Annotated in this window: 20 protein-coding genes; 3 read left to right on the plus strand and 17 right to left on the minus strand. The window is 70.2% G+C overall.

Annotation, left to right across the window (positions count from 1 at the left end; all coding sequences use genetic code 11):
* Window positions 1–854 precede the first annotated feature (854 nt).
* The 6 genes from DVH02_RS00415 to DVH02_RS00435 form a co-directional block, all read right to left on the minus strand.
* Window positions 855–1,763: a Dyp-type peroxidase gene (locus DVH02_RS00415; protein ID WP_233517962.1), complete on the minus strand. Its 909-nt coding sequence runs from the start codon at window positions 1,761–1,763 to the stop codon at window positions 855–857.
* A gap of 173 nt (window positions 1,764–1,936) precedes the next feature.
* Window positions 1,937–2,305 (minus strand): hypothetical protein, encoded by a 369-nt coding sequence (locus tag DVH02_RS34670; protein WP_147285978.1) that lies wholly within the window; start codon window positions 2,303–2,305, stop codon window positions 1,937–1,939.
* 330 nt (window positions 2,306–2,635) lie between these two features.
* Entirely contained in the window at window positions 2,636–2,995 is a 360-nt protein-coding gene (locus DVH02_RS00420; protein WP_114621638.1) for a hypothetical protein, read from the minus strand.
* 1 nt (window position 2,996) lies between these two features.
* On the minus strand, window positions 2,997–7,490 hold the full coding sequence (locus tag DVH02_RS00425; RefSeq protein WP_147285979.1) for an RHS repeat-associated core domain-containing protein: 4,494 nt from the start codon (window positions 7,488–7,490) through the stop codon (window positions 2,997–2,999).
* 341 nt (window positions 7,491–7,831) lie between these two features.
* Window positions 7,832–9,172 carry a class I SAM-dependent RNA methyltransferase gene (locus DVH02_RS00430; RefSeq protein WP_114621640.1) on the minus strand — a complete coding sequence of 447 codons (1,341 nt, stop codon included), beginning with the start codon at window positions 9,170–9,172 and terminating at the stop codon, window positions 7,832–7,834.
* A gap of 90 nt (window positions 9,173–9,262) precedes the next feature.
* A complete protein-coding gene (locus tag DVH02_RS00435) occupies window positions 9,263–11,314 on the minus strand; it encodes an APC family permease (RefSeq protein WP_114621641.1) in 2,052 nt (683 codons plus the stop codon).
* 227 nt (window positions 11,315–11,541) lie between these two features.
* Between DVH02_RS00435 and DVH02_RS00440 the strand changes: the two genes are divergently transcribed.
* Both DVH02_RS00440 and DVH02_RS00445 read left to right on the plus strand, forming a co-directional pair.
* On the plus strand, window positions 11,542–12,210 hold the full coding sequence (locus DVH02_RS00440) for a potassium channel family protein (protein WP_114621642.1): 669 nt from the start codon (window positions 11,542–11,544) through the stop codon (window positions 12,208–12,210).
* Window positions 12,210–12,887 (plus strand): potassium channel family protein, encoded by a 678-nt coding sequence (locus tag DVH02_RS00445; protein WP_114621643.1) that lies wholly within the window; start codon window positions 12,210–12,212, stop codon window positions 12,885–12,887. The genes DVH02_RS00440 and DVH02_RS00445 overlap by 1 nt, the downstream gene beginning before the upstream one ends.
* 91 nt (window positions 12,888–12,978) lie before the next feature.
* Here DVH02_RS00445 and DVH02_RS00450 read toward each other — a convergent pair whose 3' ends face one another.
* From DVH02_RS00450 to DVH02_RS00490, 9 genes are all read right to left on the minus strand, one after another.
* Window positions 12,979–13,764 (minus strand): DUF3159 domain-containing protein, encoded by a 786-nt coding sequence (locus DVH02_RS00450; RefSeq protein WP_114621644.1) that lies wholly within the window; start codon window positions 13,762–13,764, stop codon window positions 12,979–12,981.
* Between the two features lie 3 nt (window positions 13,765–13,767).
* Window positions 13,768–14,154, minus strand: a complete 387-nt coding sequence (locus tag DVH02_RS00455; RefSeq protein ID WP_114621645.1) for an OB-fold nucleic acid binding domain-containing protein — start codon at window positions 14,152–14,154, stop codon at window positions 13,768–13,770.
* Between the two features lie 52 nt (window positions 14,155–14,206).
* On the minus strand, window positions 14,207–14,896 hold the full coding sequence (locus tag DVH02_RS00460; RefSeq protein WP_114621646.1) for a response regulator: 690 nt from the start codon (window positions 14,894–14,896) through the stop codon (window positions 14,207–14,209).
* A gap of 25 nt (window positions 14,897–14,921) precedes the next feature.
* Window positions 14,922–17,465 carry a sensor histidine kinase gene (locus tag DVH02_RS00465; protein WP_114621647.1) on the minus strand — a complete coding sequence of 848 codons (2,544 nt, stop codon included), beginning with the start codon at window positions 17,463–17,465 and terminating at the stop codon, window positions 14,922–14,924.
* 199 nt (window positions 17,466–17,664) lie between these two features.
* The gene (kdpC, locus tag DVH02_RS00470; protein WP_114621690.1) at window positions 17,665–18,336 is read right to left on the minus strand and encodes a K(+)-transporting ATPase subunit C; all 672 of its coding nucleotides are present in this window, start codon (window positions 18,334–18,336) and stop codon (window positions 17,665–17,667) included.
* A 14-nt stretch (window positions 18,337–18,350) separates the two neighbouring features.
* Entirely contained in the window at window positions 18,351–19,475 is a 1,125-nt protein-coding gene (kdpB, locus tag DVH02_RS00475) for a potassium-transporting ATPase subunit KdpB (RefSeq protein WP_114621648.1), read from the minus strand.
* Between the two features lie 301 nt (window positions 19,476–19,776).
* Entirely contained in the window at window positions 19,777–20,562 is a 786-nt protein-coding gene (locus DVH02_RS00480; protein ID WP_114621649.1) for a DUF3710 domain-containing protein, read from the minus strand.
* A 1-nt stretch (window position 20,563) separates the two neighbouring features.
* A complete protein-coding gene (gene dut, locus DVH02_RS00485) occupies window positions 20,564–21,097 on the minus strand; it encodes a dUTP diphosphatase (RefSeq protein WP_114621650.1) in 534 nt (177 codons plus the stop codon).
* The gene (locus DVH02_RS00490) at window positions 21,094–21,726 is read right to left on the minus strand and encodes a PaaI family thioesterase (RefSeq protein WP_407697573.1); all 633 of its coding nucleotides are present in this window, start codon (window positions 21,724–21,726) and stop codon (window positions 21,094–21,096) included. Before DVH02_RS00490 ends, dut begins: the two co-directional genes overlap by 4 nt.
* Before the next feature lie 58 nt (window positions 21,727–21,784).
* Between DVH02_RS00490 and DVH02_RS00495 the strand changes: the two genes are divergently transcribed.
* Complete coding sequence (locus DVH02_RS00495; protein ID WP_114621652.1) at window positions 21,785–22,267, plus strand: DUF3093 domain-containing protein; 483 nt, start codon at window positions 21,785–21,787, stop codon at window positions 22,265–22,267.
* A 28-nt stretch (window positions 22,268–22,295) separates the two neighbouring features.
* Here the strand turns inward: DVH02_RS00495 and DVH02_RS00500 are convergent, their stop codons facing one another.
* Together DVH02_RS00500 and DVH02_RS00505 are read right to left on the minus strand one after the other, a co-directional pair.
* On the minus strand, window positions 22,296–23,213 hold the full coding sequence (locus tag DVH02_RS00500; protein WP_114621653.1) for a hypothetical protein: 918 nt from the start codon (window positions 23,211–23,213) through the stop codon (window positions 22,296–22,298).
* Window positions 23,214–23,226: 13 nt separating this feature from the next.
* Window positions 23,227–23,523 carry a DUF4193 domain-containing protein gene (locus DVH02_RS00505; RefSeq protein WP_030350183.1) on the minus strand — a complete coding sequence of 99 codons (297 nt, stop codon included), beginning with the start codon at window positions 23,521–23,523 and terminating at the stop codon, window positions 23,227–23,229.
* Between the last annotated feature and the right edge of the window lie 397 nt (window positions 23,524–23,920).

Genomic DNA, 23,920 nt, shown 5'->3' on the forward strand with positions numbered 1-23,920 from the left:
TGGGATCATGACAAGCGGTCAACTTGGCACTGAGAGTGACTCTTCACTTCGCTCCCCACCGACCACGCCGCTTCGAATACCGATATCCGCGCACGCGGTACAGCGCGCCGAGGCATGCGCGGAAACACCGCGCGGCGCAACGGCGCCCGCCACGTGAAGGCGTCATGTGGCAGCAACACCGCCGTCGCAATCACCTCGCCGGAATGTGCGGCAGATCACGCGATTCTTTGGTACAACACCCAACTGCCAACGCGGATCGCACACGCTCAGTGACGAACGCGCCGCGCGCCCACGCCCACGGTGCGGGCCTTCGACACACCGCCGCTCCGCCCGGCGGCACCAGGGGCTCGACGCGGCGCGCGGGACAGCGTCCACGGCGACGGAGGGCGCCGCCGGGGCCCCCGACGACCGGAGCGGGACTGCGGAGCGCGAGCAGCGCGGGGCTCGGCAGGTCCCCCGGCCGGGGCCAAGGGCCTCTCGTTTGGATCATGCCGGGCTCGCGAGCCCTGGCACCGCGCCTCGCCGCGTTGTCGTCCGTCGCCTACGCTCCGCGTGGGCTCCCTCCTCCGCCTCGCGATCCACGGCACCAGACCCCGCTCCCTCATCCGGCCTGATCCAAACGAAAGACCCTCGCTCAGGACTCCAACTCCCCCACCGCGAGAGCCTCTTCGACCGGGCCCGGTGTCATTTCGGCAGAGCCCGCGCCTCGTCAGTCGCGGAACCGAGAAGCCGGAGGCCGGGTGACTTTCCTCGACCCGGCGCCGGAATCAACACACACTCCACACGGTGCGCCATGGGAACACCCCCGGAGCATCACACGAGTGTCACGGACTCAGGGACGCGGTGGTCGGCCGTCAGCCGGTGGCGACGGCAGCCGGCCAGGCATCGCCAGGAGGCGGAACGAAGTAGTAACCGCCCCCGGTGGTGAGCGTGTACGTGGCCATGGCCTCGCCCGCCAGGCGCTTCTGCACGGTCTCGAAGCCCGCCGCGAGGTCGCGCTGGAAGCAGGAGAAGACCAGCCCGGTGTCCCCGTCCCCCCGGTCGTAGCCGTACCCACGCCGTACGAGCGGGGCCGGGCGACGGCGATCGGGCGTGGCCAGCCGTACGTGGGAGTCGAGCGGAGTCAGCCGTCCCCGGGGATCGGCGGGGAAGTTGGGCTGCTCGCCCACCGACGCCCCGTCCAGCCACCGGCCGTCCCGCCGCCGTCCGATGATGCGCTCCTGCTCGTGCACGGAGTCCTTGTCCCACAACTCCGTCGCCAGCCGGATGATCCGCACGACCTGATAACTCCCGCCGACGGCCCACGCCGGCTCCCCCTGACCGTCCCGCACGAGCGCGCGGTCCAGAACCTCCCGCTCATCGGCGGGATTCCCGAACCCCTCGGTGAAGTGAAACGGATTCCGGGCCAGCCCCCGGCCACCCTCCATCCGATTCCCCGCGCGAAACCCCTCGATCCGCCACCGCACCCGCCACCCGGTCACAGCCGACTCGAACCGCTCGACCGCCGCACGGACGTCGTCGACCCGCTCCCCCGCGAGCTGGATCAGCACATCACCGTGCGACTGGGCGGGATCCAGCAGATCGCCGGGGAAGGAAGGCATCGGGACAAGCTGCCGAGGCCGGTCCCCAGCAGCGCCGAAAACCCCGCTCCCGAGCGCCACGCCCACGGAAACGCCATCGCTCTCGGTGTCCCGAAGCCCGGACACCAACGCCCGCAGCGAACCGGCCCCTCCCCGCGCCCCTGGTCGGCGATCGCACGCCACCAGAGCAACCCGCCCCGCCGGCCGGGCACCCCTCAGCTGAACAGGCGCACGGGAGCCGTCGACCGCATCACGAGAGTCAAAGGCACTGTCCTCACGGGTGCACGCCCCCGCGAACGCGACGGCCCCGGCAGCCAGCCCGGCCGTCGAGGAGCCCAGCAGCAGAGTCCTGCGTCTCACCGTGCGCCCTCTGCCCGTCCGTCGAAAGCATTCAGAAGAGCACGGGCCGCCTCAGCAAGAGCCTCGTCAGAGCAGAGCACCAGCCCTTCCACCACATGTCGCCCGGAAAGGACCGCGGCATGAGCCTTCGACTCCCAGTCGATTTGACTCTCGTAATTTTCTTTGCATTCCGGACCAGCAGCTTCCGCAGTCGAACCCCATTGCTCGGCGGTGTAGATATTCAGAAGCAGCTCAAGCGCCTCGGACCTGCATTTTACTTGCGGAGAATCGGCGAGCTCCAAGATGAATGACACTGTGGGAGCAGTCGCCTCCGACACCACAAACCCGAGGGAGCAAGTACGGTCTCCGATCTCATCAAGAGCCATCCTCGAATATTCCACATATCCCCAAGAAGCCTTCGACAACAGGGACGGAACATCTCTCGCGGAACCATGTGCGCCATGAAGCTCCGAGAAGCGGATCCGTGAAAGTCCGCTCAGAATTTTCCCCACCGGATCGCCATCCCCATTGCGAAAGCATCTTTGATACTGAGCCCGCTCACGATTTACCGAAAATCGTCACTCCTAAAAGATAATCATCCTGACGCCCCCCGCAAACTACCGAATTTACTTCCATCCCAGGAATCGCTGGAAGGAAACCCTCACGTTTACTTTCAAGAGGCGAGGAAAAAAATCTTCAGATCCGATTCATCGAAGCTACTCTGTCCCTCTGAGTGGGCCAAACTTCGAAGGGGCATGGTGATCACCAAGATCCTCGTGCCAGGAGCATCGTCGCGCCAGGACATAGCCTTCTCCCCCGTTAAGGAGATACAGCACCCCGGGGAGTTCTGTCGCCAGACGGTCACCCAAAATTTGCCCCCTCTCCGCACTGGTCGCCTCGCTGATTTCCAGGCGAGCACAGTTGGGCTGCAGGTGCATCAGCTCAACCGCCGCGAAGAGAACATCGATCCGCGTCTCAAAGCCTTCCACATTCACGCTACGCAGGAGCAGCATGGAGTGACTGACGGAGTACTGCCAAACTTGGAACTCGCGTTCCCACTCTGCGATCTTCGCCATGTCATCCTCCGGAAAGAAAACCAGGCTTGGGAACCTGCACTACAGACCCACCTCGATAGAATGTGACGCTACCCCATGATCGATCACCAACTCGCACGGACTTACCCACGTGGTACATCTCCCGTTCCGTCGCAAACCAGTTGCTCCCACTGCCGTTGCGATAGGCGTTAGAGAACTGCTCGCCGGGATTGGCTCCACGAAATCCGTCAAGTGATACATGAAGCTTGATATTCGAATTGTGAGCGGCCGCACGAACCTCAGCCTCCCAAATTTCGCTATCCAGATAGTGGGTGTATCCCTTACCTTCGGCAAACCCTCGCAAGCCATTCTTGCGGAGCCCCAATGCCACATCCGTCGGGCATCCGCCGGAATTATGAACTAGGACCGGGGTGTCCCCAGCCAGCACATAGTACGTGTGCAGGTCATGAACGCTCAGGTTGTAGACCGTGGTCGATTCCGCGCGGTGCTCGATCGCCGTGATCTGCGCCCACGTGCCCGCGCTCGTCCGGAGCCACTGGCCTGACCGGAGTTCGCCCGCGTCGATCCAGGCATCGAGTTCGGGCACCCAGAAGGGATGACCGTCCGTGGCGGTGATTTTCGCGGGTTTGCCGTCGGTATCGGTGAGGGTGATGTCCGTCAGGCTCTTGTCACCCGCGCCCTGGATCAGGGCCGTGACCCGGCGTGGCCCGCTTTCGCCGGTCTGCGGATCCGAGGCGAGGACCTCGTCGCCGACCGTGACGTCCTTGATGGGCTTGCGTGTGCCGCCTGCCATCAGGACCGGGGTGTCAGCGGTGAAGCTGTTGCGCAGGCATCCGCTCCGCGCCGCCCACTTCGCACCACCGGCGGCTCCCAGCATGCCGCTCAGGCAACCCGCCAGCGCCGAGGTCGCCACCTGACCCCAGTCGACCTTGCGGCCGGACAGCCGCTGGGTCAGCCAGTCGAAGCCGCCGTCGAACGCCGCTCCGCCCGCGCACCCGATGAGCAGTGGGTTGTTGCCGCTCGGGTCGGTGTACGTCGTCGGAGAACTCAGCGCGTACTGGTACAGGTTCGTGCCGCCCGCGTACCCGATCGGGTCCTGGGAGATGAACCGGCCCGTCTCCGGGTCGTAGGAGCGGTTGCGGTAGTAGAGCAGGCCCGTACCGTCGTTCTCGCGGCCCGTGAAGGTGTACGGGTTGCCGGACGCGGCGCCCGTCGTGGTGGGCCCGCCGTAGGGGTCGTAGGTGTAGCGGGTGGCGACCGTGCCGTCCGGGTCGGCCAGGCCGACCACCGTGCCCAGCGCGTCCGTCAGATAGACCTGCGTCGTGCCGTTCTCCGTGCGGGTCAGGTACTCGTCCAGACCCGAGGTGGCCACCGTGGCCGTCGTCTCACCCGAATCGGACTGCTCGGTCAGCGGGTTGGAGCCGTCCGTCAGGAACGTGCGTGTCTGACCGCCCAGGGTCGTGCTGCTGCGGGTACCGAGCGGGTCGTAGCCGAAACTGCTGCTCGCGCCACCGGCCTCGGTCAGGCCGGTCAGTTCACCCCGGGCGTTCCACGCGTACGTGCGCTTCCCGTCGGACTGCAGCCGACCCTCCGCGTCGTAGGTGAAGGAGCGGCCGTTGAACGTGGTGAGCCGGTTGTCCTTCCCGTACGCCGCGCCCGTCTCCGCCGCCGGGAGTGCGACGCTCGCGAGGCTGCCGGTCAGGCCGGTCTGGAGTCCTCGCTGGTCACGGGTGTAGGTGAGGTCGCCGACCTTCGTTCCGGAGCGGGTGTAGGCGATCCCCGACGTCGCTCCGGTCCTGTCGCGGTCGGTGGTGCGGGTGAAGCCGCCGGGCAGCGTCGCGGTCTTCTCGCGGCCCGCTTCGTCCAGGCCGAAGGACACGGCCTGGTTTCCCGTGGTGACGGAGGTGAGGATGCTGGAGGCGTCGTATCCGTAGGCCGTGGTGGTCCCGGCCGCCGTCATCTCCGTGCGGCGGTCGGCCGCGTCGTAGGCGTAGGTGACGGTGCCGGTCGGGCCCGTGACGGCTTTGGTCCGGTCGTAGACGTCGTAGGCGAAGGACTGGGTACCGGCGGCCGAGTCGGTGACGGTCTTCGGCAGGTCGACGGCATCGTAGGCGTAGATGACCGTCGACTCGGCGCCGCCCGCCACGTCCACGCCGTACTTGGTGGTCGTGGCACGGCCCAGCAGGTCGTACGCGGCCGTCGCGACCTGCCCCGTACGGCCGGTGGCCCGCGTCAGACGGCCCGCCACGTCATAGCCGAACAGCGCCTGCGCGCCCAGCGGGTCCGTGGCCGACACCGGCCGGTCCGCGTTGTCGTACGCCCAGGTCGTGGCGTTGCCGCGGGCGTCGGTCAGCGTGGTGAGGTTGCCGTTGTCGTCATAGTCGAGGGTGGTCGTGTGGCCGAGCGGGTCGGTGAGTTTCCGGGCCTGGTTGAACACGTCGTAGGTGACCGACGTCCGCGCGCCGGAGGGGTCCGTCATCACGACCGGCCGGCCCGCGGCGTCCAGGCGCTGGCTGCTCGTGCTCCCCTCGGCATCCTTGACTTCGGTCAAATCACCGTTTTGGTACGTGTATCGGGTGACAGCGCCGGAGGGGTCGGTGACTGTTTCCAGCTGTCCGTCGGAGGCGTGGGTGAGGTGGGTGACGCGGCCTTCGGGGTCGGTCGCCGTTCGCAGGTCGCCGTCGGTGTCGTAGCCGAAGGTGGTGGTGTTGCCCAGCGGGTCGGTGACGGCGGTGGGCTGGTCGTACGGGCCGTCGTAGACCACGGTCCCGGAGCTGCGGGCCTGTGGTGTCCCGGCCAGTTCCTCGGCGGAGGTCACGTTGCCGTGAGCGTCGTAGGCGAGTTCGGTGCGACGGCCGTACGGGTCGGTGACCGCGTCGATCCGGTGGTACGGACCCCGGTCGTACACGGTCTTGCGCGCCAGTGTGCTGCCGTGGCCCTGGGTGTCGGAGGTGCCGTAGCCGTCCGTGTCGAACTCCACCCGGCGTACGGCGCCGCCGGGCTGGGTCACCGTCGACGAGGTGATCTTGCCGGCGCCGGTCTGTGTGTACGCGAAGGTGTACTCGGCGCCTTCGGTGAGGGTCTGTTCGTCGACCCTGCCGTCGGTGTCGAAGGTGTTGCTCATGTAGGTGATGCCACGGGCGTCGACAGCGGTCCTGATCCGGTTCGACGTGCCGTCGTACGTGTAGCGGCTGACCTTGCCCGCGGGGTCGGTGACCTTGTCCAGACGTCCCGCGCCGTCGTACGTGTACTCGGTGGTGCGTCCCGTGTTGTCCGTGGTCCTGGTGACCCTGTGCTGGGTGTCGTATGCCAGCGAGATCCAGCGGCCGCCGGGGGCGTTGATCCGGGTGATGTCGCCCCGCTTGCCGTCGAGGCGCGTGATCCTCACGGTGTTGCCGTGCCGGTCGCGGATCTCCTTCAGCGGCGCGTACTGGGGAAACACCCACACGGTGCCGTCGCGGAAGGTGAGTTCCCAGCCGCCGCTGTATCCCTTCCAGACGATCTTGGATCCGCGGAAGCCGGAGGCGGTGTCGAGCGGTTCGAACACCGCGTCCGTCCAGCCGGTGCCCGAGGAGGTGCGGGTGAAGTGGGTCGTGCCACCGCCCGGCAGGTAGAGATCGACCTCCTGCCACTGCTTCTTGGAGTGCAGGAAGGCGTTGTACGAGAGGTCCCGGCCGATGCCGAAGGCACGCTTGTACGGATCGCCCTGCCAGTAGGTACGGGTGATCTCGGCGGAGCCGAGCGCGCCACCGACGGCGAGATCGGTACGGGAGTCGGTGAGCAGTCCCGTGGACAGCTCGACCGGGTCGCCGGACAGCCAGTCCGTCACGTCCTTGAGCCAGGACGTGTCCCAGGGGAGGATGTCGCCGGTGTTGAACATGGCGCCGTGGAAGGCCCAGACGCGGGTCTTCGCGTCCGGCACCACCTGCTTCCCGTCCGCGGAGACACTGCCGTGGCCGTAGACGTACCAGCCCTTCTTCTTCGGGTCGTAGTCCATGAACTCGACCCGTGTGCCGGGGTCTTCGCGCGTGTAGTTCGGGTAGATGATCTGTGCGCCCTTGGGGAACACGTAGGTGCCGCCGGGCTGCACCGTGAAGAAGACGGGCACGATGCCGTTCTCGGGCAGCGGGAACGGCGGACGGTCGAGCGGAATCGCCGTGATGCCGAGTTCGGTGACCGGGCGGCCCTTGTCGTCCCGTACGACCGATCCCTTGGGGATCCGTACCTCAAGGCCGGGGATCTTCGGTGTTCTCAGTACGATGTCGGTCTTGGCCGGGGCGGCGAAGCGTACGGTGTGTTTGGTGTCCAGCGGCGTCATCCACACCGGGAAGCCGAGGTCGACCGCCTTGCCCGGCTTGGGGCGGATCCGGATGTCGAAGCGGCCGTACTGCCGCTTCTCCGAATTGGCGCCGTCGCCGTCCACCACCAGTGTGGTGGCTTCCGGGCTGATCCCGGCAAGCAGGAACCGGCCCCGCGCGTCGGTGCTCGCGGTCTTCGCGCCCACCGAGACAGTCACCCCGGACAGCGGCTTCCCGTCCAGCTTGAGTACGTGTCCGGTCAGCGCCGTGGTCCTTGGCGGGGCCCGCAGCGCGGGCGGGGCCTCGGGGGCACGCCGCCACCGGGACGGCAGGCCCCCGGACGAGACCTCTTCACCCCGGGCCGCGCGGCCCGGGGGACTCCCGGTTCGAACGTCATCCGAGCGTGACGATTCGGCATTCCGCATCGCCACGTCGCCCGCGATACCCGCGCCGGCTCTTGGAGCAGCGGCTCAGACCGTTGTGCGCAAGGTGAACCTCGGGCGAGGTGTTCCGCGAGCGAAAGCAGGCGAATGGATCTTCTGGGTGACAAAACCCCAGGTCAGTCGTCCTTCTTCACCGGCTCCAGGATCGCCACGCACTCCACATGGTGCGTCATCGGGAACAAGTCGAACGCCCGCAGCGTCCGCACCCGGTAGCCACCCTCCCGGAAGTAGCCCAGGTCGCGCGCGAGGGCCGCCGGGTCGCAGGCCACGTAGGCGATGCGGCGGGCGCCCAGGGTGGTGAGGTGCTTGACCGTCTGCTTGCCCGCGCCCGCGCGGGGCGGGTCCAGGACGATCAGGTCCGTTTCCGTGATGCGGGTGCGCGGCAGGACCTGGTCGACCTTGCCCTGTTCGACGCGGACCCGGGGCAGGTCCTTGAGGTTGTGCCGGGCGTCCTCGACCGCTCGCTTGCCCGACTCGATGCCGAGCACCGCGCCGCTCTCCCCGACGCGTTCCGCGATCGCGCCGGCGAACAGGCCGACGCCGCAGTACAGGTCGAGCGCCGTGTCGCCCTTCCGCGGCATCAGGCCCTGCATCACCGCTTCGACCAGCAGTTGGGGGGCCTGCGGGTGGACCTGCCAGAAGCCGCCCATGCCGACGCGGTACGTGCGGCCGTCGGCGCGTTCGCGGACGAAGGCGCGGCCGTGGACGCGGTGCACTCCCCCGTCGTGCTCCTCGACCCGCAGGACGGAGACGGGCTTGTCGAGTTCGACCAGCGGGAGCCGGCCGCCCTCGCGCGGGGTGAGGACGACCTGACGGTCGCCGGAGCCGGAGGCCGCGATGGCCTCCACCGTGGCGATCTGCGGCCACTCGCGCCGCTCGACGCCCAGTTCGCTGACGCCCTCCGCCGCGATCATGCAGTGGTCGACCGGCTCGATCTCGTGCGAGCGGTGCCTGCGCAGTCCCGCGCGGCCGTTCTCGTCCACCGCGTACTGCACGCGCGAGCGCCACGCGGGCACCTCGCCCTGGGGCAGCTTGTCGCCGGGGGCGGGCATGACCGTGCCGTCCCAGCCCGCCTCCTCGGGGGTGAGGCCCGCGAGGCGCCGGAGCTGCTCGGTGATGACCTCGCCCTTGAGGCGGCGCTGCGCGCCCGGCTTGGCGTGCTGCCAGTCGCAGCCGCCGCACCGGCCGGGGCCCGCGAAGCGGCACGGGGCCTCGACGCGGTCCTTGGAGGCGTCGAGGATCCTGACCGCGTCCGCGCGCAGATAGCGCGCGTCCTCATCGCCCTCCGTCACCCGGGCGACGATCCGCTCGCCGGGCAGCGCGTGCCGTACGAACAGCACGCGGCCCTCCTCGGTACGGGCGACGCAGTGGCCGCCGTGCGCGACGGGCCCCACCTCGACCTCGTACTCCGCACCGATCAGTGAAGCCTGTTCCGAAGCCTGCGGTTCTGTCGACATGAGGGAGTGGCTCCAAAATCAAGCGGTGCGTAGCGGTACGGCGGACGTCAGCCCTTGAGTCTACGTGTGTGCCGCCGTGCCGCCCGCCACTCACTTCTCGGGACGCGCACCGCCCGGCTGCCGCGCGTCCACGGGACCGCGCCGTACCGCCCCCGGCGCGTTGTACACCGCGCGCTTCTTCAGCCGCGTCCTGGCCCGCTCGGAGGACTCCAGCTGGTAGGGCACCGAGGTCACCATCACCCCCGGTGTGAACAGCAGCCGGCCCTTCAGCCGCAGGGCGCTCTGGTTGTGCAGCAGGTGCTCGTACCAGCGGCCGACCACGTACTCGGGGATGTACACGCTGATCGCGTCGCGCGGGCTCTCGGTGCGCAGCCCGCGTACGTACTCGATCACCGGCCGGGTGATCTCGCGGTACGGGGAGTCGAGGATCTTCAGCGGCACGTTGATGCCGCGCCGCTCCCACTCCTCCCGCAGCGCCTTCGTCTCCGCCGCGTCGACGTTGATGGAGAGCGCCTCCAGGGTGTCCGAGCGCATCAGCTTCGCGTAGCCGAGCGCGCGCAGCGTGGGCTTGTGGACCTTGGAGACGAGGACGATGGAGTGCACCCGGGAGGGCCGGACGGTGTCGTCCGACGGGGCCTCGGCCGCGGCGATCTCGGCGGCGACCCGGTCGTAGTGGCGGCGGATCGCGGTCATCGTGCCGTAGAAGATCACCATGCCGAGCAGCGCGACCCAGGCGCCGTGGGTGAACTTGGTGGCGAGGACGACGATCAGCACCACGCCGGTGAAGAAGGCGCCGAAGGTGTTGATCGCCCGCGAGCGCACCATGTGCCGGCGCTTGGCCACGTCGCGCTCGGTGCGCAGATGGCGGTTCCAGTGCCGGACCATGCCGGTCTGGCTGAGGGTGAAGGAGACGAAGACGCCGACGATGTAGAGCTGGATGAGCCGCGTGGAGTCCGCTCCGTACACCCCGACGAGCAGCGCGGCGGCCCCGGCCAGCAGGACGATGCCGTTGGAGAAGGCGAGCCGGTCCCCGCGCGTGTGCAGCTGGCGCGGCAGATAGCGGTCCTGGGCGAGGATCGAGCCGAGCAGCGGGAAGCCGTTGTACGCGGTGTTCGCGGCCAGGAAGAGGACGAGCGCGGTGGCGGCGGCGAGGAGGACGAAGAAGAACGTCCCGCTGCCGAAGACGGCCGCCGCGACCTGCGAGATCACCGGGTTCTGGACGTAGTCCGCGCCGACCGGCACCCCGTTGTGGATCAGATCCGTGCCCGGGTTCTCGGCCATCTTCACATCGGTGGCCATGGCCAGCCCGATGATGCCGCAGAACATCGTGACGGCGAGAGCGCCCATCAGGGCGAGCGTGGTCGCCGCGTTCCTGCTCTTGGGCTTGCGGAAGGCGGGGACCCCGTTGCTGATCGCCTCGACGCCGGTCAGCGCGGCGCAGCCGGAGGAGAAGGCGCGCAGCAGCAGGAAGATCAGCGCGAACCCGGCCAGCCCCTGGTGTTCGGGTTTGATCTGGTAGCCGGCGGTCGGGGCGTGCATGGTGTCGCCGAGCACGAGGCCGCGGAACGCGCCCCAGGCGATCATGATGAACACGCCGCCGACGAAGACGTAGGTGGGGATCGCGAAGAGCTTGCCCGACTCCCGTACGCCGCGCAGGTTCATCAGCGTGAGCAGCACGATCATCGCGATGGCGACGAGGACCTTGTGCTCCACGACGAACGGGACGGCGGAGCCGAGGTTCTCCACCCCGGAGGAGATCGACACGGCCACGGTCAGCACGTAGTCGACCAGCAGCGCGCTGGCGACGGTGAGTCCGGCGCGCGGACCGAGGTTGGTGGTGGCGACCTCGTAGTCGCCGCCGCCGCTCGGGTAGGCGTGGACGTTCTGCCGGTACGAGGCGACGACGGTGAACATCAGGACGACGACGGCCAGCGCGATCCAGGGGCTGAAGTGGTACGCGGACACCCCCGCGATCGACAGCACCAGGAGGACTTCTCCCGGGGCGTAGGCCACCGAGGACAGCGGGTCTGAGGCGAAGACGGGCAGCGCGACGCGCTTGGGGAGGAGCGTCTCCCCGAGCCTGTCGCTGCGCAACGCCCGCCCGATCAGGATGCGTTTGGGCACGTCGGTCAGTTTGGACACGGAAGGGATCGTATGCGCTCGAACTGTCGCTCGTGCGGCCACCACCCCCGCCGTCCGCGCGCCGCTCGGCGACGGGGATGACGGCATCGCGACCGTCGACGCATAAGCTCGTTGTCAGGGACCGCGTTGCGCGGCGCCCCATCGGATACCCGGCAGGTCGAGAAAGAAGAGTGAACAGGGTGTTTTCGCAGGTCATCGAGGCGATCAGGACTGCGGGGTAGCGCGACGTGCACATCGTCATCATGGGCTGCGGCCGGGTCGGCGCCGCGCTCGCGCACAACCTGGAGCAGCAGGGACACACCGTCGCCGTCATCGACCAGGACCCGACCGCGTTCCGTCGGCTCGGCTCGGGGTTCGGCGGCCGTCGCGTCAGCGGGGTCGGCTTCGACCAGGACACCCTGCGCGAGGCGGGGATCGAGGACGCCGGCGCCTTCGCCGCGGTGAGCAGCGGCGACAACTCCAACATCATCGCCGCCCGGGTGGCCCGCGAGATGTTCGGCATAGAGAACGTCGCCGCCCGCATCTACGACCCGAAGCGCGCCGAGGTCTACCAGCGCCTGGGCATCCCGACCGTGGCCACGGTCCGCTGGACCGCCGACCAGATGATGCGCCGGCTGCTGCCGTCCGGCGCCGAGCCGCTGTGGCGCGACCCCAGCGGGGGGGTGCAGCTCGCCGAGGTGCACACCTCGGACAGCTGGATCGGGCACAAGATCAGCACGTTGCAGGAGGAGACGGGCGTGCGCGTCGCGTTCCTCACCCGGCTGGGCGAGGCGATGCTGCCGACGTCCCAGACGGTCCTCCAGGAGGGCGACATCGTCCACGTGATGATGCGTACCGACGACATCCAGAAGGTCGAGGCGGCGTTCGCCGAAGGCCCGGACGGAGGCGTGAACTGATGCGCGTCGCGATTGCCGGAGCCGGTGCGGTGGGCCGTTCCATCGCGGGTGAGCTGCTGGAGAACGGGCACGAGATCCTGCTGATCGACAAGGCGCCGACCGCCATCTCGGTGGAGCGGGTGCCGCTCGCGGAGTGGCTGCTGGCCGACGCCTGCGAGATCACCTCGCTGGACGAGGCGGCGCTCCAGCGCTGCAACGTCGTGATCGCGGCGACCGGTGACGACAAGGTGAATCTGGTCGTCTCGCTGCTCGCCAAGACGGAGTACGGCGTGCCGCGGGTGGTGGCCCGGGTCAACAACCCCAAGAACGAGTGGCTGTTCAACGAGGCGTGGGGCGTCGATGTCGCGGTCTCCACGCCGCGGCTGATGTCGGCGCTGGTCGAGGAGGCGGTGAGCGTCGGGGATCTCGTACGGCTGCTGCGCTTCAGCCACGGGGACGCCAACCTGGTGGAGCTGACGCTGCCGCCGGAGTCGGCGGTGGCGGGCACTCAGGTCGGCGAGGTGGTCTGGCCGGAGGACACGTCCCTGGTCACCATCATCCGCGGTACGCGCGTCCTGACGCCCAGTCCTGAGGAGACCCTGGAGGCGGGCGACGAGCTGCTGTTCGTGGCGGCGCAGGCGCGCGAGGAGCAGTTGGAGGACCTGCTGTCGGTACGGCGTGAGGACCGGTCGGACTGACGGGCGCGCGACACGCATGACATCGCCGTACGGGTCGTGACCCGTACGGCGATGTCATGTGCGCGGCCCGGCGGGGTGCGCCGGAGGGGAGCTACCGGCGGTGCCGGGCGGGCGGCCGGTCCCCGGTGCCCGCGGTGGCGGCCTCGCGCTCCTTCTCGGCCCGCTCCCGCTCCTCCATCTCGGCGAAGACGTCGATGGGCGGCGGCGCCTTGGCGAGGAAGACCCAGGTGAGATAGACGGAGAGCAGGAAGGGCGGGATCTTCAGCGCGATCAGCACCCAGCCGAGCTGGGCGGTGTCGGCCCACCAGTAGAGCGGGAAGAGGATCGCGCACTTGGCGAGCAGGATCAGCCCCCAGGCCCAACTGGCCTTGGCGTACGCCTTCTTGCGGCCCGGGTTACGGGTGCGCCAGGAGAGGTTCTCCTTGAAGACCGGGCCGAGGATCAGCCCTATCAGCGGCACGCCCGCCAGCGTGGTGATGATGTAGGCGAGCGCCAGCCCCAGCGTGTAGAGCATGCCGGGCAGGTAGAAGTCCTTGGCGTTGCCCGTCATCATCGCGAAGAGCACGCCGAAGGCGACGCCGAAGACTCCGCTGAAGGCGTGCTTGACGGTGTCGCGGCGGATCAGCCGGACCACCACCAGCAGCAGCGAGACGGCCAGGGCCGCGATCGCCGAGGTGTGCAGGTCCTTGTTGATCGTGAAGATCGTGACGAAGAGCAGTCCGGGCAGGACTGTCTCCACCATGCCGCGCACACCGCCGAACGCCTCGAAGAGGGCCGCCTCGGTGACGGCTTTCGCGTCGCCCTCCGGGTCGGCCGCCGTCGCGGGGCGGGGGTCTGGGGAAGCGGTCGAGGTGGCGGGCTCGTCGGGTGACGTCACCGGCTACTCCTGTCCGAGCGGTCGGAGTTCGTATGTGGGATTGAACAGCACCCGCCGGCCGTGACTCAGGGAGATCCGGCCGGAGGCGATCATTCTGCGGCCCGGCTCTATGCCCACGATGGAGCGCCGGCCCAGCCACACCACGTTCAGGGGCGCGGTGCCGTCGAACAGCTCCGCCTCCAGCGCGGGCACACCGGCTCGCGGACGCAGGGTGACCGTCCGCAACGTACCAGTCACCCGGACGATCTGGCGGTCGCTGCACTCGGAGATCCGGGTGCAGCCCGACGCCTGCGCGTCCTCGCGCAGCTCCTGCGACTCCAGATCCCCCTGGGAGCTGGACAGCCGGTCGAGCATCCGGCGGAACCGGCCGCTCGGCTTGTCAGCACTCATACCCCAGAGCGTACCGGGGTACGAGGACGGCCGGTTGCCGCGGACCGTCGGATCAACGCTCGAAGCGGTACCCCATGCCCGGTTCGGTGACGAAGTGCCGGGGGTGCGAGGGGTCCGTCTCCAGCTTCCGTCTGAGCTGGGCCATGTAGACCCGCAGATAGTTCGTCTCGGTGCCGTAGGAGGGGCCCCAGACCTCCTGGAGGAGCTGTTTCTGGCTGACGAGCCGGCCGGTGTTGCGCACGAGCACCTCCAGCAGGTGCCACTCGGTCGGGGTGAGCCGTACGTCCCGGCCGTCCCGGTGCACCTTCTTGGCGGCCAGGTCGACGGTGAACCCGCCGGTCTCGACGACCGCGGCCGTCTCGTCGCCGTCCCCGCCGACCGGCTCGGCCCGCCGGACGGCCGCGCGCAGCCTGGCCAGCAGTTCGTCCATGCCGAAGGGCTTGGTGACGTAGTCGTCGGCCCCGGCGTCCAGGGCCTCCACCTTCTCGTCCGAGGTATGGCGGGCGGACAGCACCAGGATCGGTACGCGGGTCCAGCCGCGCAGGCCCTTGATCACCTCGACGCCGTCCATGTCCGGCAGGCCGAGGTCGAGCACGACGACGTCGGGGTGGCGCGCGGCGGCCAGTTCCAGCGCGCTCGCGCCGTCGGAGGCCGCCTCCACCTCGTACTTGCGCGCTCTCAGGTTGATCACGAGGGCGCGTACGATCTGTGGCTCGTCGTCGACCACGAGCACCCGGGTCATAGGGTCCGCCTTTCTGCTGCCCCGCTCATGTGATGAGCCGGGCGGGTGATTCGGTGCGTCCGGGCGCGCGGCCCGACGCGGCTCCGAGGTTGAGAACCATGGTCAGACCGCCGCCGGGGGTGTCCTCGGCGGCGAGCGTGCCGCCCATCGCGTCCACGAAGCCGCGGGCGACCGCCAGGCCGAGTCCGACGCCCGCGCCGCGCGGGGCGTCTCCGTGGCGCTGGAAGGGTTCGAAGATGCGGTCCTTGGCGTCGTCGGGGACGCCGGGGCCGCGGTCCACGACCCGTACCTCCACCCGGGCGCCGAGCGCGCTCGCCGCGACGGTGACGGGCCGGCCGTCGGGGCTGTACTTGACGGCGTTCTCCACGATGTTGGCGACCGCGCGCTCCAGCAGGCCCGGGTCGACGGCCACCATGGGCAGCGACTCGGGGATGTCCAGCTCCACGCTGCCCTCCGGCACGCCGCCGAGCGCCATCGGGACCACCTCGTCGAGGTCGATCTCGCGCATCAGCGGGGTGACGGTGCCGGTCTGGAGCCGGGACATGTCCAGGAGGTTGCCGACCAGATGGTCGAGGCGGTCGGAGCCGTGCTCGATGCCCTCCAGCAGCTCCGCCCGGTCCTCCTCCGACCAGTCGACGTCGTCGGAGCGCAGCGAGGTGACGGCGGCCTTGATCCCGGCCAGCGGGGTGCGCAGATCGTGGCTGACGGCGGCGAGCAGGGCGGTACGGATGCGGTTGCCCTCGGCGAGCGCCCTGGCCTGCTCCGCCTCGCCCACCAGCCGCTGCCGGTCCAGGACGACGGCGGCCTGGGTGGCGAAGGCGGCCAGCACCCGGCGGTCCTCGGCGGGCAGCACCCGGCCGGAGAGGGCCAGCGCCATGTGGTCGCCGACCGGCATGTCGACGTCGGCGGCCTCGGGGCGGTCGACGGGCTGCGGTCCGACGCTGCCCGCGCGGGTCCACGGCTCGACGTCGCTCTCGCGCTCCAGCAGCGCCACCGACTCCATGGAGAAGGTCTCCCGCACCCGCTCCAGCAGGGCGTCGAGCGCGGTCTCCCCGCGCAGCACGCTGCCCGCGAGGAAGGAGAGGATCTCGGACTCGGCGCGCAGCCGGGACGCCTGGTGGGTACGGCGGGCCGCCAGGTCCACGACGGACGCCACGGAGACGGCCACCGCGAAGAAGATGACGATGGCGACCAGGTTCTTGGGGTCCTGGACGGTCAGGGTGTGGGAGGGCGGCGTGAAGTAGAAGTTGAGCAGCAGCGAGCCGACGGCCGCGGAGGCGAGCGCGGGCCGCAATCCGCCGAGCAGCGCGGCCAGCACCGTCAGGAAGAGGAAGAGCAGGACGTCGTTGGCGAGGCCGAGGGTGTTGCTCAGCTCCGCGAGCATCAGCGAGAGCAGTACGGGGGCGACGACCCCGGCCAGCCACCCCGAGATGATCCGCGAGCGCCCCAGCCGGGCGCCGCGCGCCACCGGCAGCCCGCGGCCCTTGGCGGCCTCCTCGTGGGTGACGATGTGGACGTCCAGGTCGGGGCCCGACTCGCGGGCGACGGTGGTGCCGACGCCGGGTCCGAAGACGTACTGCCAGCTCTTGCGGCGGCTGGAGCCGAGGACGATCTGGGTGGCGTTGACCCCCCGCGCGAAGGCGAGCAGCGCGGCGGGTATGTCGTCGCCGATGACGTGGTGGAAGGTGCCGCCCAGGTCCTCGACCAGCTTGCGCTGGACGGCGATCTCCTTGGGCGAGGCGGCGGTCAGGCCGTCGCTCCTGGCGATGTAGACGGCGAGGATCTCGCTGCCGGAGCCCTTGGCGGCCATCCGGGCGGCGCGGCGCAGCAGCGTGCGCCCCTCGGGGCCGCCGGTGAGGCCGACGACGATGCGTTCGCGGGCCTGCCAGGTGGTGCGGATGTCGTGTTCGCCGCGGTACTGCTGGAGGTACTCGTCGACCCGGTCGGCGACCCAGAGCAGCGCCAGCTCGCGCAGCGCGGTCAGGTTGCCGGGGCGGAAGTAGTGGGAGAGCGCGGCGTCGACCTTGTCGGGCTTGTAGACGTTGCCGTGCGCCATCCGGCGGCGCAGCGCCTGGGGCGACATGTCGACCAGCTCGATCTGGTCGGCCCGGCGGACCATCTCGTCGGGGACGGTCTCGCGCTGCCGTACCCCGGTTATCGACTCGACGACGTCGCCGAGTGACTCCAGGTGCTGGATGTTGACGGTGGACACGACCTCGATGCCCGCCTTGAGGAGGGTCTCGACGTCCTGCCAGCGCTTGGCGTTGCGGGAGCCCGGCACGTTGGTGTGGGCCAGCTCGTCGACGAGGACGACGGCGGGCCGCCGGTCCAGGACCGCGTCGACGTCCATCTCGGTGAGCCGGGCGCCCCGGTGCTCCAGCTCCCGGCGGGGCACCTGCTCCAGGCCGTGCAGCATCGTTTCCGTACGTGGCCGGTCGTGGTGCTCCACGAAGCCGACCACGCAGTCGGTGCCCCGCTCCACGCGGCGCTGCGCCTCGGACAGCATCGCGTACGTCTTGCCGACGCCCGGTGCCGCGCCCAGGTAGATCCGAAGTCTGCCGCGTCCCATGGCCCCATTGTCTTCCAGGTGAGCCACCGCGTCCGACGCGCCGACTGTCCTGAAACTACAGCCGGGAACAGCGACAAATGGGACAGCGGTGGACTTCCGGGCCGGTCTTGACGTGATTCTGATGGGTGCGGTCGCGGTGCCGCGCCCGCACCGGGCCGCGCTTGCGGCGGGTGGGTGCCGTGCCGGTGCGACCGGCGCCTCAGCGGCCCGCCAGCAGCTCGCGCAGGGCGGTGTTGAGCGCGAGGACGTTCACCCGGGGCTCCCCCACGAAGCCGAGGGCGCGCCCCTGGGTGTGCTCCTCGACCAGACGTGCCAGCTGCCGTACGGGCAGCCGGTTGCGCTCGGCGACACGGTGGGTCTGGAGCCGGGCGTACGCGGGCGAGATGTCCGGGTCGAGCCCCGAGCCCGAGGAGGTGAGCGCGTCGGCGGGGATCTCCGCGGCGCGGACCGGGTGGCCCGGGGTGGAGTTGTCCTCGATGACGGCGGCCCTGGCGGCCTCGACGGACCGGATCAGCTCCGGGTTGTCGCCCGCCAGGTTGGTCGCCCCGGACAGGAGCGGCCGGTGGCGCGGGTCGACGGTGCTGGTGACGAGGCCGTCGGAGGGGCGCGGCTGGAACCAGCGCGGGTCCGGGGCCGGGGCGCGGCCCGCGCGGGCCGGCAGGTCGTAGCGCTGTCCGATCAGGGACGAGCCGACGACCCGGCCAGAGCCGCCCTCCCTGACCTCGGAGCCGGCCGCCCGGTGGGGGAAGAACGCCTGGGCGAGGCCGGTGACGGCCAGCGGGTAGAGCACCCCGCACAGGACGGTGAGGACGAGAAGGGAGCGCAGCGCTGCGCCGAGGAGCCGCGCGGTGGCGGCTGCCGAGCTGTTCATGGTGGACACGCCGTTCACCCGATGCCGGGGACGAGGGAGAGGAGCAGGTCGATGAGTTTGATGCCGAGGAAGGGCGCCACCAGGCCGCCGAGGCCGTAGACCGCGAGGTTCCTGCCGGGCATCCGGTCGGCGCTCATGGGCCGGTAGCGCACCCCCCTGAGCGCGAGGGGTACGAGCGCCACGATGATCAGCGCGTTGAAGACGACGGCGGAGAGGATCGCGGACTGCGGCGAGGACAGCCGCATGATGTTGAGCGCGTCCAGCCCGGGGTGGACCACCGCGAACATGGCGGGGATGATCGCGAAGTACTTCGCGACGTCGTTCGCGAGGGAGAAGGTCGTCAGCGCGCCGCGGGTGATGAGCAGTTGCTTGCCGATGCCGACGATCTCGATGAGCTTGGTCGGGTCGGAGTCCAGGTCGACCATGTTCCCGGCCTCCTTGGCCGCCGAGGTGCCGGTGTTCATGGCCACCCCGACGTCCGCCTGGGCCAGCGCCGGCGCGTCGTTGGTCCCGTCGCCGGTCATCGCGACGAGGTTGCCGCCCGCCTGTTCGCGCCGGATCAGCGCCATCTTGTCCTCGGGGGTGGCCTCGGCGAGGAAGTCGTCCACCCCGGCCTCCCGCGCGATGGCCGCGGCCGTCAGCGGGTTGTCACCGGTGATCATGACGGTTCTGATGCCCATCCGGCGCAGTTCCTCGAAGCGCTCCCGCATTCCGTCCTTGACGACGTCCTTGAGGTGGATCACGCCCAGGACGCGTGCGGCCCGGCCGTCCTCGACGGCGACCAGCAGGGGCGTACCGCCCTCCCGGGCGATGGCGTCGGTGAGCGCGGCGGTGTCGGCGCCGGGCTCGCCGCCGTGCCGCTCCACCCAGGAGACGACGGACCCCGCGGCGCCCTTGCGGACGCGGCGCCGGGTCCCCGCCTCGTCGATGTCGACGCCGGACATCCGGGTGCGGGCGGTGAAGGCGACCCAGCGGGCGCCGCCGAGCGCGTCCCGGTCGCGTTCGGGCAGTCCGTGGCGCTCCTGGGCGAGTGCGACGACGGAGCGGCCCTCGGGGGTCTCGGGGAAGAGAAGCGCGAGGACGAGGTAGCCCAGCAGGGCGACGGCCACGAGGAGGCCGACGATGTTCTCTGCGCTCACAGCCCGGCCACCCTCTTGGCGATGAGGGCCACCAGCGCGAAGACCGCGACCGTGGTGACGACGAAGGCCGGATCGGCCATCGGTTGCTCCTGAGATGAGTGGGGAAAACCTGCCTCGGCAAGAAAAGCCCCCGCTGGGGCCGGTTCCCGCTGCCTTGACGGGTCTCATACTCACCACGGCGTCCGCTTGACGCGTTCCCTACGGCTCCCGGCTGTGACCAGCGCGAAAGCCGGTGGGCCGCACCCCTGGGAAGGGATGCGGCCCACCGGTGAAGGCGTACGGCCGTGACGCCGGAGCCGGGTCAGCGCACCTCGGTGATCTCCGGGCCGCGCTGGAGCTGGCCCATGCCGCCGGAGAAGCGCGAGCCCTCCTGCTCCTCCTGCTGGACGCCCTCGGCGACCATCTGCGCGTCGTCCGGCAGCTTCAGAACGATCGGGTCGCGGGGCGCCATCGGTCCCTCGCCGCGTACGACGACGGTGTCCCGGAAGATCTGCTCCAGCAGCCCGGCGGCCTCCGGCTGCACCGCGCCCTGCCCGGAGATCACGCCGCGCAGGAACCAGCGCGGCCCGTCGACGCCGATGAAGCGCACCAGCTGCACGCCTCCGGTGCCGTCCGGCAGCTGGACGGGCACCTGCGCGCGCAGCTCCCAGCCGAGCGGGCCCTCGACCTCGTCGATGATGCCGCCCTGCTGGGTGATGCCGGTGGCGATCTCCTCGCGGACCTCGCCCCAGATGCCCTCCTTCTTGGGCGCGGCGAACGCCTGGAGCTGTACGGCGCTGTCGCGCACGACGACCGTCGCGGCGACGATCGCGTCCCCGGCGACCTCCACGCGCAGCTCCATGCCGTCGACCGCGGGCACGAAGACGCCGCCCAGGTCGACGCGGCCCTCGTCGGGCTTGGAGACCTCCGAGATGTCCCAGGGACCGTCGGGCCGGGGCGCCGGCGGAAGGTTCACCCGGCGGGGAGCGTCCCCCGCCTCGGCGGCGGCGTCCGCACTCTCGTCACCGGAGCCGTCGACCTGCTCGGTCTCGCCCGTTGCGTCCGCCGTGTCCTCGGCGGAACCACTCTTCTTGCGACGTCCGAACACGTCACTGTCCTTCCCGGTCGGATACGACCGAAGCGTATCGATTCCCACCCTGTACCCCACCCACGGCCGCATGGCCGCCGGTGGACCCGAAGCCCCCGTCGCCCCGTGCCGAGCCGGGAAGTTCCGCCACCTCGTGGAAGCGGACCTTCTCGACCTGCTGGACGACCAGTTGGGCGACCCGGTCGAACCGCTCGAACCGCACGCTCTCGCGGGGGTCCAGATTGACCACGATCACTTTGATCTCTCCACGGTACCCGGCATCCACCGTCCCGGGGGCATTCACGAGAGCGACGCCGCAGCGGGCGGCCAGCCCGGAGCGGGGGTGCACGAAGGCCGCGTAACCGTCCGGCAGGGCGATGGAGACGCCGGTGGGCAGGACCGCGCGCTCACCGGGCGCCAGCTCGGCGGCGACGGTGGTGACCAGGTCGGCTCCGGCGTCGCCCGGGTGCCCGTACGACGGAAGCGGCGCCTCCGGGTCGATACGGCGGATCAGCACGTCGACGGGGCGGCCGGGGCCGGTGGGGGCTGGGCTCATGGGTTCACCTCGAAGGCGCGTACGCGCCTGAACTGGTCCGGGTCGGCCATCGCCGCCCGGATCTCCTCCTGGCGGCCGTTGTCGATGAAGTGATCGACCTTGACCTCGACGAAAAGGGCGTCGGCCCGCACGGCGACGGGCCCCTCGGGGCCGCCGAGCCTGCCGGTGGCGGTGCAGTAGATCTTGCGCCGGTGCACGGCGGTGACCCTGGCGTCCAGATGCAGCACCGTACCCACCGGTACGGGCCGGACGAACTCGGTCTGGAGCCGGCCGGTCACCGCGACCACCCGCAGCAGCCAGTTCAGCGAGCCGAGCGTCTCGTCGAGCGCGGTGGCCAGGACGCCGCCGTGCGCCAGACCGGGCGCGCCCTGGTGGTCGGGGCCGACGGTGAACTCGGCGGTGATGCTCACGCCCTCGCCGGCCCGTGCCCGCAGCCGCAGCCCGTGGGGCTGTGCCTCGCCGCAGCCGAAACAGTGTTCGTAGTGCGGGCCGAGGGGCTCGCCCGGGGCGGGCGCGTCGGGGTGGCGCACCGGCGCCGCGGCGTCGGCCGGCGGCGTCAGCGGCCCCGGTCCTGACGGCGGCGAGGGGGCGGGCCCGGAGGCGGCTCCCGGGTTCGGCACGTTACTCACAGGCGCAGACCTTACCCGCGCGGTCGCCCGCCAACCGCACCGTGCCAAGCTTGGCTCCATGGAGCCTTCCGTCGCACGCTACGACGAACGTCTGACCGCGCCCCGCTCCTGGTGGGGCATTGCCGCGCTGATCTCCCTCGCGGGCGGCCTGATGCTGCTGCCGCTGGGGGCGCTGCCGCTGCTCGGGGGGTTGATCGGGGCGGGCGCGCTGGCGGCGGCCGGGGTCAGTTCCTACGGATCGGCGCGGGTCAGGGTGGTGGCGGACTCGCTGGTCGCGGGCGACGCGCGGATCCCGGTGTCGGCACTGGGCGAGGCCGAGGTGCTCGACCGCGAGGAGACGATCGCCTGGCGGCTGCACAAGGCCGATCCGCGCGCCTTCATGCTGCTGCGCAGCTATGTGCCGACGGCGCTGCGGGTGCCGGTCACGGATCCGGACGACCCGACGCCCTATCTGTATCTCTCGACGCGTGATCCGCGGGGGCTGCTGGAGGCGCTGAACGCCGTCAGGACCGGCTCGGCGGGCTCCGCGGATTCCGCCTGATCCGCCCGGAACCGGGCGGGGCGGGCTGTCAGCGGCCCAGCTCCCCGGGCGGCGCCGGGGGCAGCTCGCCGGGCCGCTCCAGCGGCGGCAGGGCCGGCAGGGCGTCCCAGGGGATCTGCCGCTTGCGCAGGTCCTTGCGGACGTGTTCCGCGACCTTCTTGGTGTCCCGCCGGTTCATCATGGCGCCGACGGCCGCTCCGATCATGAACGGGACCAGGTTCGGCAGGGTGCGGACCATGCGCTTGGTGATCTGGTGGCGCAGCTCGCGCTTCATGGGGCCGCTGAGGGCACCGTTGAACGTCGACGGTTTGGTGATGTCGACCCCGCGCTCCTGTGTCCAGGAGGTCAGGTAGCCGGCGCTGCGCTCCTTGAGCGTGCCGGGCGGCCGCAGTCCGTAGACCTCGTGCAGCTCCGCGATGAGCTTCAGCTCGATGGCGGCCACGGCGGTGATCTCCGCCGCCAGCTCCGCCGGCATCGCGGGCGGTACGGGCATCATGGCGGCGGCGCCGACGCCCGCGCCCACGGTGGAGCTGCTGTTCGCGGCGCCCGCGATCAGCTTGTCGGCCAGCTCCTCGGGGCCCAGTCCCGGGAACTGCCGCCGCAGGGTGGCCAGATCGCGGACCGGGACGCGCGGCGCGGTGTCGATGATGCGGTCGGCGAGATAGCCGAGCGCCGCCTTCGCGCCGTCGCTCCCCCTGCGTACTCCCCGTCGTACTCCGGCCAGCCGCCGGCCCCCGGTCGTGGGGCCGTCGTGGTCGTCCTGGCCGGCTTCGAGCGAGGCCGGGAGGCCCCGCTCGTCCTCGTGCGTGCCGTGCTGGGGCAGCAGGGCGGCGGAGTGCTCGGCAGCGGGCTCAGCGCCTTCTGCCGGGCCGGTACCGCCCTGATAAGCCTCCGGGGCGTTCTTGCGCCGGAAGCGCCGTTTCCGGGACGGTGAGTCGTCTGCCACGGCCGGTCCTTGCTCAGTCGCAGTCGCGGCAGATGGGCTGACCGTTCTTCTCCCTGGCCAGCTGGGAGCGGTGGTGCACGAGGAAGCAGCTCATGCAGGTGAACTCGTCGGCCTGACGGGGCAGGACCCGGACGGACAGCTCCTCGTTGGAGAGATCCGCGCCGGGCAGTTCCAGCCCTTCGGCCTGCTCGAACTCGTCGACGTCGACCGCTGAGGTCGACTTGTCGTTCCGACGGGCCTTCAGTTCCTCAAGGCTGTCCTGATCGACGTCGTCGTCGGTCTTGCGTGGGGTGTCGTAATCCGTTGCCATGTCGCTCTCCCCCTCTGGGTGTCTGTGGTGTCTCAGCGCGGGTAACGCGTGAGAGGCCGGACTTGTGCCCGACCTGAGGCGGAGATTTTGCCTCACATCAAGGTCTGTTACTCAATCGACACCCAGCCGCACTCACGAGGAGTGATCGGCTTCGGGTGGCGAGGGGGACCGTACACGGTCCTCCTGTCGTGCATCACGGGCGCCACCCCGTGTACTTCCCGTGATCCCGACCCCCGGAAACCCGGACTTTACCGGCCTTCCGAGGAAGGCTTGATCACGCAGAGTGGAGGGGCGGGAATTCGACCCTGTGATCGATCACACACATCCACGCCGGGAAATGGTCCGGAAAATTCCGCGTAAAGCGAACAAAGCGATTCACCGTCCCTATCACTGCGCG

It is taken from the genome of Streptomyces corynorhini, assembly GCF_003346515.1.
GTDB classification, from domain to species: Bacteria; Actinomycetota; Actinomycetes; order Streptomycetales; family Streptomycetaceae; genus Streptomyces; species Streptomyces corynorhini.

Excerpts from the sequence above, each read along its gene's own strand:
- DVH02_RS00460 (WP_114621646.1), bottom strand. The coding sequence starts at position 14,896 with ATGACCCGGGTGCTCGTGGTCGACGACGAGCCACAGATCGTACGCGCC.
- DVH02_RS00445 (WP_114621643.1), top strand. The coding sequence starts at position 12,210 with ATGCGCGTCGCGATTGCCGGAGCCGGTGCGGTGGGCCGTTCCATCGCG.
- DVH02_RS00430 (WP_114621640.1), bottom strand. The coding sequence starts at position 9,172 with ATGTCGACAGAACCGCAGGCTTCGGAACAGGCTTCACTGATCGGTGCG.
- DVH02_RS00495 (WP_114621652.1), top strand. The coding sequence starts at position 21,785 with ATGGAGCCTTCCGTCGCACGCTACGACGAACGTCTGACCGCGCCCCGC.
- DVH02_RS34670 (WP_147285978.1), bottom strand. The coding sequence starts at position 2,305 with ATGGCTCTTGATGAGATCGGAGACCGTACTTGCTCCCTCGGGTTTGTG.
- DVH02_RS00420 (WP_114621638.1), bottom strand. The coding sequence starts at position 2,995 with ATGGCGAAGATCGCAGAGTGGGAACGCGAGTTCCAAGTTTGGCAGTAC.
- kdpC (WP_114621690.1), bottom strand. The coding sequence starts at position 18,336 with ATGAACAGCTCGGCAGCCGCCACCGCGCGGCTCCTCGGCGCAGCGCTG.
- dut (WP_114621650.1), bottom strand. The coding sequence starts at position 21,097 with ATGAGCCCAGCCCCCACCGGCCCCGGCCGCCCCGTCGACGTGCTGATC.
- DVH02_RS00505 (WP_030350183.1), bottom strand. The coding sequence starts at position 23,523 with ATGGCAACGGATTACGACACCCCACGCAAGACCGACGACGACGTCGAT.
- DVH02_RS00455 (WP_114621645.1), bottom strand. The coding sequence starts at position 14,154 with ATGAGTGCTGACAAGCCGAGCGGCCGGTTCCGCCGGATGCTCGACCGG.
- DVH02_RS00465 (WP_114621647.1), bottom strand. The coding sequence starts at position 17,465 with ATGGGACGCGGCAGACTTCGGATCTACCTGGGCGCGGCACCGGGCGTC.